Raw genomic sequence first — 12,140 nt, 5'->3', positions numbered from 1 at the left:
AAGCGACAGGAGTTAACGCAGTGTTAACAGCGAGTCACATTTCAATCGGCCATTAGTGGCGGTTGATGCGATAGCCAACGCCGTGGACAGTCTGGATGCGAAAGGGGCGGGCGGGGTCGTCTTCCGTTTTACGCCGCAGGCGTCGTACCAGCGTATCGACCGTGCGCTCACTGATATCTTCGATGTCACGATTGCTGATAACGCTCAGCAGCGCGTCACGGCCGACCGGTTCACCGTCAGCATCCAGCAATGCAGCCAGGAGACTGAACTCGCCCGTGGTCAACTGTACTGGCTGGCCGCCGGCGTCAATAAGGCTTCGGCGGATCAGATCCAGACGATATCCGGCGAACTCGAACACCGAGCTTCCCTGATGCGCCTCGGGGGTATAGCGGCGCCTGAGCACACTGCGCACTCGCGCCAGCAGCTCTCGCAGATCAACCGGCTTGATGAGGTAGTCATCGCCGCCAAGCTCCAGTGCCGCAACCCGATCGAACTGGCTATTGCGCACAGTCACGAAAATGATGCCCGCACTGCAGCGCTCCCGTGTCTCAAGCGCCAGCGTCAAGCCGTCCACATCCGGCAGGCCGATATCCAGCAAAACGAGAGCCGGTGCGGCGTTCGCAAGCAGTTCCCGGTACGCCTCCCCACTTTCCGCCCGCAATACCCCATAACCCTCGCGCTCCAGATAGGTGGCGATCAACTCACGGTTCTCACGCGCATCGTCAACCACAATCACTGTTTCCCCGTGGTGCAAAAAGGCCCCTCTTTTCTTAACTGGATGGTTCGGATAACCGCCGATCGAGTGCTATCAGTTCGGCATTAACAGTGGTGACAAGCTCGGAAGCCAAATTGATTGATTCGCTGTCGTCGTGATGGTTCACGACGCTCGCCTGTGCTTCAATCTTATGCAACGCGTAATTGGCGGCGCTTCCCTGGATCCGGTGCGCGATCTCCCGACAGCGGGCAGCATCGCTCCTCGTCACTGCCGTTTCGAGTTCCGCACGCATGTCGCAGAGACTGTCCCGGAGTATGTCGAGGAGACGCGCCAGCGTAGCGGTGCCGACGCGATCCGCCAGTTCGCTCCAGCGGTCATCAACCGCTCCAGGTGACCGTTCGGTGACACTGACACCCGCTAGCAGCCGATAAAAGGCATCCAGTTCCAACGGTTTGGTTAGCACAGCGCTACCACCGGCTTGCAGAAACGCACTGCGTCGTTCGGCCGTGTCATCTGCGGTGAAGGCTACCACGGGTATTTTGCGACCTTGTCGCCGCACTGCAAGCTGCTCCATGACGCTCACACCGTCCATGCCCGGCAAGCGCAGATCCAGCAGGATCATATCGAACTCGTTGCCGGCAGCGATCAACTCCAGTGTCTCGGCCGCCGTCGCCACGGCGGTAACTTTCTGCCCCTCGGCCTGAAGGATCTCCTGTACCGCGGCGCGGTTAGCTGGTTCGTCCTCCACCAGCAAGACCCGGACTCCAAGAGTACGAGGTACTGACGGTATTTCGGCAGTATTGCACGGCTTAGCGGCGTCGAGGGGCAGATCAAGGAAAATCCGCGATCCGCTTCCCGGTGCGGATTCCGCCTGTACCTGTCCACCCAGCAGGCGCGTCAGACGACCCACAATATAGAGCCCGAGACCGGCTCCGGGCACATCGGTTGAATGATAGAACGCATCAAATATCCGCTCGGTTTCATCCTCCGCCATGCCTCGGCCCGGATCCGTCGCGACGAGTCGGTACCACCCGTCCCCTGTTCGCTCCATTGTCAGGGCAATCTCGCCAGCGTCCGTAAACTTGATCGCGTTATCGAGGAGATTCAGGAGAATCTGACGCAGTTTGGGCGCATCGCCGAGCAACTCATCGGGCACGCTCTCACATACACGTCCGGTTATGGCTAACTGCGAGGACTCGACGCGTGGCTGCACGAGCTCGACGACATGCGCCAGCAACTCTCGCGGCGAGAAGGGCTCCTGGCGCACAAGCTGTCGACCCGCTTCAACGCCGGACATCGCGACGATGTCCTCCAGCAGAGTGACCGTCTCGTGCCCGGTGCGCCGGGCGAGGGCGAGACGGGGCTCGGCCGCCGTCGGCATCTCGGGCTCGCGCTGCAGCAAATCGAGCTGGCCAAGCATACCGTGCAACGGCGTGCGGATTTCGTGGCTGAGAACCGCCAGTAGCCGGCCTTTTTCAACAGCGTCGTGCCGGGCCTCATCACGTGCTCGCTCAAGCGACTGCCGCGCCTCCACGAGGGCCTGTATGTCGCTCTGTGCCGCCACAAGACGGATGGGCTCCCCGTTACGATCCCGAACCAGGCAGGCTCTGACCAGTATCCACAGCCATTCACCACTGCGCTGACGCACGCGCAGCTCTCTCGCGACGACCCGGCCCGGGCTGCGGAAGACTTCATTCAGAGCTCCCCTAGCCGTGCCTCGATCCTCGGGGTGTGCGAGATCGATGATGTCGTTGACACTATCGATGTGCGATCGGCGCATGCGTCGCGGATCGTAACCGAGCGAGTACCAGTAGCGCGCCGAACCCTGGAATCGGCGTCTGATCAAGTCCCACTCCCAGGTGCCAACCGCACCGCCCTGCGGTCCGGTTTCGGAAAGACGACGCGCAGTGACATCGATGAACGTACACACCCAGCCACCATCATTGCGGCGATGGGCGCTCACCTCGACAACTTCGCCCCCGGGCAATGTCACCCGTTGCGCATGGGCACCGGCGAAGCCGTCGAACGGAATGACGCCGTTCAAAGAGGCAACCGATCCCAGACTGTCCCTTAAACCTGCGATCAGGACGTCGCGGCGACGGCTGTTCAACACGGCGTCTTCCACACGGAAGAGGGCCGCGAACGCGGTATTCCACGCCTGCGGATCGCCATGACTCGTTGTTGCAAGTACGGCAGGCGCCATGCTTTCGAGCGCACCATCAAGCAACGCGGATTTCTGGTGCAGCGCTGCCGTGCGGTCTGTTACCTGGGTTTCCAGCGAGTGGGTGAGGTGTCGTAGCGAGTCCGATAGCCGACGGTTTTCCTCCATCGTGTCGAATACCCGGCCGCCGACAGCAACGCCATGCATGGCGAGGAATCCCAGCGTGCCCGGCACGATCAGATTGCTTGATTCGAGCAGTCGGACAGCAACCAGGGCGTCGTTGACCGCGGTAGCACTTAACAGCGCGGCGCCGGCAAGGACCAGCCGCGCACCCGGTCGTCTGTTACGGACAGCGCGCAGAAGCGACAACGCTAGAAAAAGCACCGTCGCGATGACAAATACCGCAGTCGGGTCACGTAGCGAAGTAAACACGCTAGGCGGCATTAAGACGGTGGCACCAAGCAGCGTAGACACCCCTACAATGCCCCATCTTACGGGCCGCCAAAGATCGTCCGGAAACAGGCTGCCGAGCAACAGTGCATAAGCACCCGGCAGCAGGAATGCCGGCAGGTAATCTGCACGGATGATCATTCCCGGTGTCAGCCACGGCAGCTCGTAGAGCACACCGCTTACCGCGGCAAATCGCGTGGCGGCAATCAGCAGCAGCGCGACAAACAGCGCGCCTGGTAGTGAAATCTGTCGCCATGCACCAAGGGCCAGGAGGTAAACAGCGAGGCCGCCCATCCCGCCAATGCCAAGCAGGCTCCAGGTATCGTCGATCCGCGCCTTACTCTCCATGGCACGTTGATCGCCGATATAGACCGATCGATCAATACCACCTTCGAAGTGAAAGTGATTGGAGAGCTGAATACGCAGTTCCGCCGTGCCGCGGTCGGGAAGGGGCACGAGCATCCCGCTGAGGTCCGCTTGCTCGGAGGCGCTGTCCGTCCCCGGCCTGCCTCGCTCAGCCACCTTCTCGCCATCGAGGAACACCTGTGATGCGGACTTGATGTTGTTGATTCGGAGTGCGAGCGGCGTATCCGTTCGGGGTAATAATAGCCGTGCGCGGAGCGTCGCATTCCCCTCGCCATCGCGGCGAACGCCGGCAATCACACGACCATTCCATACGCCCGGCATGACATAAGGCTCAACCTCATCACGGTCCGCCCAGGCAATCAGCCAGTCGCCATCCAGTGCAATTGGGGTATCGGAGGGCTGCCAGTGGCGTAAATCCAGAACGCCCGGCGCCGGATTCGCCAGGTCCGCGGCCGCAGGCATGCTTAGCAGCCCCACAAGGATGGCAAGCAGCTCGACAGCCCACACTCGGATCCTGCGCTGTCGCCATCCAGCCATGTCGAGTGCATCCCTTCTTGCCGCATTATCGACAATGCAGCCTATTCGAATTGAGGAGGATCACAAGGTCTTGCGTGCGTGTGCACGCGGTTGCAAACAACTGACATCGGTCGAAACGGCCGACATCATCCCTCGTAGTGCCCACCGAGCGCGTAGATGTAGATCGCGGTCTCGTCAAAGCGGTAGATAATGCGATCCCGGGCGGAAAGCCGCCGCGACCAGAGGCCCGAAAGGCTGTGTCGCAGTGGCTCCGGCTTTCCCGTACCGATGGCGGGGTCATCACACCGAATGAGTTCGCGAATCACCCGGCGTGTTGCCTCATGAAGCTTACGATCGCGCCGGCGAATCTCCTCGTAGGCGTCCCGGGTTCGACCCTCGAAAACCACCGCCCTCATTCAGCGTTAATTTCCTCAAACTCGTCGGCCGTCGGGCGGTAGCCCCCGCGCTCGCCGTGTGTCCTGATCGACTCGGCGATCTGCTCCATCAAACGACTGTTTTGCAAGACGTAGAGCGTCTCCTGCTCCCGCTCCCAGTCCTCCGCGCTCATGACCACGAAGTCCTCGCCGGAACGGCGGGTAACCCGCAGCGGTTCGTGCTCGCTCAGGCAGCGCTCGACAAAGGCCTTCAGATTGTCGCGAAACTGATTCACGCTCACGGTCGCCATCGCATTACCTCGAGTTGTACGGTACTCCAGTACAGAATAGAAAGTATAAGCGAGCGGAGCAAGGCGCTATTCCAGAGAGCACCGATCGGGATGTCAGATGTAGCAGGTCTTCGCCAGGCCGTGCACACGGGCAATACGTATCGATCAATACACACTCACCGTGTGCAAGGGTCCGCCAACAACTAACAGAAGGCGCGGACGACCAATACGCTAATCGCCGGTAAACGGATTACGAGCAGAAACATCAGAGCTGGATATCCCGGGGCTCCCCCCCCCGGCGCGTCACCCACTGCGCTTCGCCGGCCCTGGCGGCCCCCACCACCGCCAAAAACAAAAGGGGCCGGCAACCGAAGCCGCCAGCCCTTACACGGTCATCCGCGTTGCGCGCAGACGTTACAACCGCCCATCCACCTCATCGGCACCAAAGGCGTACTTCACGTCGTACAGATAACCATCCGGTTTCAACCAGCCCCGAATCCCGGCCGGGCCGGCCTCGAGAAACGGCCGGTGGGCGACGGCGAGGATGGCGGCATCGAAGGCCTGGCCGCCCTCGCCCTCCAGCGCCTCCGCGCCCAGCAGCGCCACCCCGAACTCATCCCGCGCCTCCTCGGCATCCACCACCGGGTCGTGGACCTCGACGGTGGCGCCGTAGTCCTGCAGCTCATGGACGATATCGATGACGCGGGTGTTGCGCAGGTCGGGGGTGTTTTCCTTGAACGCCAGGCCCAGCACCAGCACGCGGGCCTGGGGGATGCAGGTACCGCGCTTGATCAGGCCCTTCACCACCTCGTGGGCGACATGCGCGCCCATGCCGTCGTTGAGCCGCCGGCCAGCGAGGATCATCTCGGGGTGGTGCCCCACCGCCTGAGCCTTGTGGGTGAGGTAGTAGGGATCGACGCCAATACAGTGCCCGCCGACCAGGCCGGGGCGGAACGGCAGGAAATTCCACTTGGTCCCGGCCGCTTCCAGAACGGCCTGGGTATCGAGCTCGAGCCGGTTGAACAGCAGCGCCAGCTCGTTGACCAGCGCGATATTGACGTCGCGCTGGGTGTTCTCGATGACCTTCGCCGCCTCGGCGACGGCGATGCTTGGCGCCTTGTGGGTGCCGGCGGTGATGACCCGGGCGTAGAGCCCGTCCACGAACTCCGCCACCTCGGCGGTCGAGCCGCTGGTGACCTTGACGATATCGGTGACGCGATGGGCTTTGTCCCCGGGGTTGATGCGCTCGGGGCTGTAGCCGGCGAAAAAGCCCTCGCCATAGGTCAGGCCCGAGGCCCGCTCGATCACCGGAATGCAGTCTTCCTCCGTGGCGCCGGGGTAGACCGTGGACTCGAAGATCACCACGGCACCGGGCTTAATCGCCTGGCCGACGGTCTCGCTCGCCTTGAGCAGGGGCCCCAGGTCGGGCCGGCGGTAGGCGTCGATGGGCGTGGGCACGGTGACGATCAGGACATCGCAGTCGGCGAGGGCCGATGGGTCACTGGCATAGCGGATGCCGTGGGTGGCGGCCGTCGCCAGCTCGGCCGCGCTCAGCTCATCGGTGCGATCGTGCCCGGCCTCGAGCTCGGCGATGCGGCGGGTGTCGATATCGAAGCCGGTGACGGCGTAGGCCTCGGCGAAGGCCGCCGCCAGGGGCAGGCCGACGTAGCCAAGGCCGATGACGGCGATGCGAGGGTCGGTGGGCAAGTTCATATCAGTAGTGGATTCCGTTGAATGGATTCAGTGGGTGGATCGTGGCGGATCGGGGACGACGCGCAGTTCCGGCACCGCCGCCGGGCCATCGTCAGTCTCGACAAGCGCAGTGCTCGCCTCGCCCCCCGGCCGCTCGAACCCCGCCACGCACTGCGTCAGGATCTGTTCCGCCCGCGGGGCATCCTGCGCGCGACTGGCGTCATCCAGCTCGTCGAGGCGCGCCATCATCGCCGGGAACGCCAGAAACTCTTCGCGGGCCTGCTGGATCATCGGGTGATGGGTGCCCGCGCAGTTCTCGCCGAGCAGCAGTTCCTCGTAGAGCTTCTCGCCGGGGCGCAGGCCGATGTACTCGATGGCGATATCGCCGTCGGGGTTGCGGTGATCGCGCACGCTGTAGCCGCTCAGCTGGATCAGGCGGCGGGCCAGGTCCGTAATCCGCACCGGCTCGCCCATATCCAGCACGAACACCTCGCCGCCCTCGGCCATGGAACCGGCCTGAATGACGAGGCTCGCCGCCTCGGGGATCGTCATGAAATACCGCGTCACCTCCGAATGGGTCACCGTCACCGGCCCGCCGGCGCGGATCTGCTGGCGGAACAGCGGCACCACCGACCCCGAGGAATTAAGCACATTGCCAAAGCGCACCATCGAAAACGTCGTCTGGCCGTTGGCGGGCGGCAGCCGGTTGGCCAGCGCCTGCGCATCCGCCGCGGCGAGGGCCTGGAGCAGGAGTTCGGCGAGGCGCTTGGTCGCGCCCATGACGTTGGTAGGGCGAACGGCCTTGTCGGTGGAGACCAGCACGAAGTGCTCGACGCCGGTGGCACGGGCGGCCAGCGCGGCCCGCCAGGTGCCGAAGCTGTTGTTGCGCAGGCCTTCGAGGGGATTGGCTTCGACGAGCGGGACATGCTTGTAAGCGGCGGCGTGGTAGACGGTGTGCACCGCGTAGTCCCGCATCACGGCTTCGAGGCGACTCTGATGACTCACCGACCCCATGCAGGCGATGAGCTCTACGTCTGCGTTCTCGTTCGCCGCCAGCAGGCCCCGGAGTTCGCGTTCGATGTGATAGAGCGCGGGTTCCGAGCGCTCGAAGAGGATGAGTCGGCGGGGCTGGAGGGCGATGATCTGGCGGCAGAGTTCGGCGCCGATGGAGCCGCCAGCGCCCGTCACCATCACGGATCGATCGGTGATGCAGCGGCGCAACAGGCGGTCATCCGGTGTGACGGGGTCTCGGCCGAGGATGTCCTCGATATCCACCTCGCGGATGTCCTCGATGCGGGCGGTGCCGCCCACCAGTGCCCCCATGGCGGGGATGGAGCGCACATGCACGGGTTGGTTTTCGAGGGACTCGACGATGGCCCGGCGCCGGGCGCGGGTGGCCGAGGGCATGGCCAGCAGGACGTGCTTGAGGTGCTCGTCGCGGATCAGTTCGGGGAGTGTTTCGGGCGAGCAGACCTCGACCCCCTGGATGACGGTGCCAATCAGGCCGTGATTGTCATCAAGAAAGGCGACCGGCTCGTACTCGCGGGTGGAGAGCAGGGACAGGGCCAGTTGCCGGCCGGCGGCGCCGGCGCCGTATATCGCCACCGGCTCACGCGGGGAATATTGCTTGATATAGGCCTGGTAGCGGGCGCGCACCAGGAACCGCGATCCGCCGATAAGCAGCAGGCCTATCAGCCAATAGATGGTGATGGTGGTGCGCGGTATCGCCTGGGGGCCCAGCGCCAGGTACATGCCGACAAACACCAGCGTCGAGGCGGTCACTCCGCGGATGACGGCCCACACCTCCACCGGTCCCATGAATCGAACCATGGCGTTATAGAGCCCGACCAGATAGAAGATCGGTAGACTAACGGCGGGCAGTAGCAGGGCCAAATACCAGTGCCCCGTAAACTGACTGGAGAGCCCGTCCCCTAACCGCAAAGCGAACGCCGCCCAAACCACAATGGCCATCAGCAGGAAGTCCGCCACCAGCATGATGGCCTGCTTGTACGGGCGTTTCAGGCCTACAAGCTTTGAGAACATCCTGTAAGAAGCCATTAAGCCCTCCTGGCAATGACCGGGTTAGGAACTAAGAGGTCGTTGCCTGCTGCATGACGGAGGTTACCACTTTGGCGATGCGGTTCATGTCTTAGCCAGCAGGCTTTTAATCTGGTAGCCCGGCACGGTAGCGAAGACAGCCCAGCAAAAGTGGCGTCCATGCCAGCAGCAGCAGCACGATCCCCCACTCCGGCAGATAAGCAGCAGTGAACGCCAGCGGTGTCAGCCAGAGGAGATTAATCACACCAATGGCAATCGTCACCGGGAGGTGGCGATTGTAATATCGCGATGCATGCTGGTACGCATGGCTGCGGTGCGCTTCGTAGAATTTCTCACCCCGCACCGCCCGCCGAACCAGCGTGATGGTCGCATCGACGATGAACACGCCCAGCAGAATCAGCCACGCCCAGATCGAGAGCCCCGCATCCGCCCAGGTCAGTACGGCCAGCGCGGCAAGCATGAAACCAATGAATCCGCTCCCGGCATCGCCCATGAAGATTTTCGCCGGCGGCCAGTTCCAGGCCAGAAAACCGAGCGTCGCCGAAGCCATCAACGCCGCTACTGAGGCCCACTCCAATGCACCCAACCACCACAGCATCGCGGCGGCGGGACCCGCCACGGTGATTGCCTCGACTCCAGCAATCCCGTCGATGCCGTCCATGAAGTTGTAGAGGTTCAGCATCCAGCCGATGAATAAAACCAGAACAACCGCACCGAACCAACCCCACTCCCAACTCACTCCGGGCAGCGCCAGCGGCGGCGCGCCTCTGGCCAATACGACAACCCAGGCGGCGGCTACCAGGTGCACCAGCAGGCGCCAACGGGCCGGGACATCCCTGTGATCATCGAGCCAGCCAATCCCTGCAACCACCGCTCCTCCAAGGCCCAAAGCGAGCAATGCTGTTATCGGCATCGCGGCCGACAAACCCAACCCAACCAGGCCGACCAGAGATACGACCACGATGGCCACGCCACCACCTCGGGGCGTCGGTACCTCGTGGGAGCTGCGGTCGTTGGGGATGTCCATCAGGTCTGTGCGTAGGGCGTAGCGGCGCAATATACCCGTCAACAAAAACGCGACCATCAGAGCCGCTGAAAGCGAAAACATTACTGTCATGAGAGCCTGAATCTATGCACTCACCCTGTCGAGTTGCGGAAAGCCCAGCCTACGTCTCGAAAAGCGTCGGCCAATGGACGCGGAGTTTGCCAACCAAGACGCTGGCGAGCGTGGGCCGCGTCAACACGCAAATCGCCGTATAGCTTATCGTACAGTCGGCCCTGCCCCACCAACCGGGCGGCACCACGAAGAAATGAGTTCGGGAGCCTAATGCAACGCATATGGCGACCAGCTCCCTCCCCAATCCACTCAATAACTTCCCGTGTAGACGGCCAATCACACTCCGCAGCCGCAAACGTTTCACCGGCGGCTTCCGGTCGCTCCGCACAGCGGATCAGCAGATCGACAAGATGATCAAGCTCGACGAATGACCGGGCATTGTCCACACGCGGCACCGGTACCGGCAGACCACGCCGGACGAGTCTCGCAAGTCGGTTGAGGTTGCCAGGGGCAGCTGGGCCGACAACAAGGGCAGGTCTGACGACCGCCACTTCCAGGTTGGTATCATCTTCAACCCGTCGGAGTCTTTGCTCCGCCTCCCACTTTGAAACCGCATAGGGTTCAAGCGGATCAATCACCGACGATTCGGAAACAGGCGCCCCATCGGCCAGCGAGCTGCCGTGGACACCAATGGAACTGGCAAACACGAACCTCTGGATACCAACCCGTGCGGCAAGCGCAGCGAGGCGTTCGGTCGCCTCGGCATTCGCCCGCTGAAACACAGGCACCGTGTCACTACCCCGCTCATTCAGCACATGCGCCCGACCAGCAAGATGAATAATTGCATCCACTGTACCTAGCGACTCACGTGGCGGTGTGGATTCGCAAAGGTCACACTGAACCCACTCAACACGATCGCCATGACTTGCTCTGTGCTGACGGGTCCGGGCAATAGCCGTCACATAATCACCCCGTGACACCAGCTTCTGAACCACGGCCTTGCCCACGAAGCCACTGGCGCCAGTCACGCAGAAGTGCACACACCCGTCCTCTGCCCGGCGCAATCAACCTGTCTCGTCAGGCCCCACGCACAACTCAAGGGTTCGTTACCTCTTCAACAACATCCAGGTATTTTGCAGCTAACTTGCCGTATTCATGATTCTCTAACACCCAATCGTAACCACGCTCGCCTTTTTCCTTTAATAGTTCGGATGATGCAAAAATAAAATCTCGAATAGATTCTTCGAGTCTTGAAGGATCTTCAGCTTCCACACTCCAGCCGCACTGTGACTCAGCTACCGGATCATTACTCGCCGTTACAGCATGAATAATCGGAAGCTTAGCAAGCATGTAGTCATAGATCTTGTTTGCGCTTATCCCGTACTCGTAGAGCTTCTTCCGATGCCATACGATCACGCCTGCATCTACTAGGGAGAATATCGTCCAGATTTGAGCCTTCGGAACCTGGGGGGACCACAACACCTGCACGCCGATATTCTCCCCCAGCTCCTTCAAGCGTTCTTTCTCAGTACCGTCCCCAACCATGACTAATACTAAGCTTTCTTTCGTCTCATCATCCAATTTTTCCAAAGCAGCAAAGATATACTCGCACGCATTTGGTTTGCCGATTCCTCCAGCGTAAGCGAGCATTCGCTTACCACTGGCTTTTGCCTCATGCAAACTGGCTAAAAACTTTTCATCGATTTCTGCAGGCTCTTCTATTTCCTCTAACGAAACTCCGTTGGGAATATAGTACCATCGTGCCGCATCTCCGCCTCTCTCTTCACAATGAGCCCGCGTATTCGGTAAAAGGGAGACAATCGCATCAGCTCGCTTATACCATCGCCGTTCGAGCCATCCCAAATAAACCGCCATGGGATTGACTCGTTTCATTCCGACCAACTGGTGTAGCGATAACGGCCATAAATCCCGTACTTCAGCAATTTGCGGAACCGCCAGGTCTTTACACAGCCGATTCACAGCCGGAACCGCAAACAAATGAGGCGACGAGTATATTATGACCGATGGATGCGGAATCATTTCATTGCATCGCAAATCCAGCAAGGACCGTCCAAACTGAAGCATGTTACGCAATCGAGACAAGCCGTTGCCTGTGTAAGGAGGAACCTGCATAAAGTGGTAACTCACGCCATCAACTGTCATGTCGGTTCTCACGGATTCACTTGAATCCATCAGATGATGGTTCTCAGCGGCAATAACGTGGACATCCCACCCGTAATCCAGCCATTTCTTTCCGAGGTGATATCCACGATGGTATCGACCAACCCCGGGCCCACCAGCGTAATGCTGGATATACCAAATCACTTTCCGTCTAGCGCTCATTAACGATACCCTTTCGGAGTTTGGTTATCGCTCTGGTGGCTCGAAGAGAAGCCAGAAAGGACCACCCTAAATCCGATCGAAAAATTAAAAATCGTATAGCGATAAAATTCTAATTAAT

At 61.0% G+C, this 12,140-nt stretch carries 9 protein-coding genes; all 9 read right to left on the bottom strand.

Going from position 1 to position 12,140, the window contains the following annotated elements; translation table 11 throughout:
• Window positions 1-52: 52 nt before the first annotated feature.
• The gene (locus EV698_RS09525) at window positions 53-730 is read right to left on the bottom strand and encodes a response regulator transcription factor (RefSeq protein WP_207220521.1); all 678 of its coding nucleotides are present in this window, start codon (window positions 728-730) and stop codon (window positions 53-55) included.
• Window positions 731-770: 40 nt separating this feature from the next.
• Window positions 771-4,199: an ATP-binding protein gene (locus tag EV698_RS09520; RefSeq protein WP_165385771.1), complete on the bottom strand. Its 3,429-nt coding sequence runs from the start codon at window positions 4,197-4,199 to the stop codon at window positions 771-773.
• 155 nt (window positions 4,200-4,354) lie between these two features.
• Window positions 4,355-4,624: a Txe/YoeB family addiction module toxin gene (locus EV698_RS09515; RefSeq protein WP_130503834.1), complete on the bottom strand. Its 270-nt coding sequence runs from the start codon at window positions 4,622-4,624 to the stop codon at window positions 4,355-4,357.
• Window positions 4,621-4,893 carry a type II toxin-antitoxin system Phd/YefM family antitoxin gene (locus EV698_RS09510; RefSeq protein ID WP_130503833.1) on the bottom strand — a complete coding sequence of 91 codons (273 nt, stop codon included), beginning with the start codon at window positions 4,891-4,893 and terminating at the stop codon, window positions 4,621-4,623. The genes EV698_RS09515 and EV698_RS09510 overlap by 4 nt, the downstream gene beginning before the upstream one ends.
• A gap of 393 nt (window positions 4,894-5,286) precedes the next feature.
• Complete coding sequence (locus EV698_RS09505) at window positions 5,287-6,585, bottom strand: nucleotide sugar dehydrogenase (RefSeq protein ID WP_130503832.1); 1,299 nt, start codon at window positions 6,583-6,585, stop codon at window positions 5,287-5,289.
• 27 nt (window positions 6,586-6,612) lie between these two features.
• The gene (locus tag EV698_RS09500) at window positions 6,613-8,622 is read right to left on the bottom strand and encodes a polysaccharide biosynthesis protein (protein WP_239016257.1); all 2,010 of its coding nucleotides are present in this window, start codon (window positions 8,620-8,622) and stop codon (window positions 6,613-6,615) included.
• Between the two features lie 106 nt (window positions 8,623-8,728).
• Window positions 8,729-9,739: an MraY family glycosyltransferase gene (locus EV698_RS09495; RefSeq protein WP_130503831.1), complete on the bottom strand. Its 1,011-nt coding sequence runs from the start codon at window positions 9,737-9,739 to the stop codon at window positions 8,729-8,731.
• Window positions 9,740-9,759: 20 nt separating this feature from the next.
• Complete coding sequence (locus EV698_RS09490; protein ID WP_165385770.1) at window positions 9,760-10,707, bottom strand: NAD-dependent epimerase/dehydratase family protein; 948 nt, start codon at window positions 10,705-10,707, stop codon at window positions 9,760-9,762.
• A 67-nt stretch (window positions 10,708-10,774) separates the two neighbouring features.
• The gene (locus EV698_RS09485) at window positions 10,775-12,022 is read right to left on the bottom strand and encodes a glycosyltransferase family 4 protein (protein ID WP_130503829.1); all 1,248 of its coding nucleotides are present in this window, start codon (window positions 12,020-12,022) and stop codon (window positions 10,775-10,777) included.
• Window positions 12,023-12,140 lie beyond the last annotated feature (118 nt).

The sequence above is a fragment of the Spiribacter vilamensis genome (assembly GCF_004217415.1).
GTDB classification, from domain to species: Bacteria; Pseudomonadota; Gammaproteobacteria; order Nitrococcales; family Nitrococcaceae; genus Spiribacter; species Spiribacter vilamensis.
Note: the sequence above shows the minus strand (reverse complement) of the source record. Positions and strands in the feature narration are given on the sequence as shown.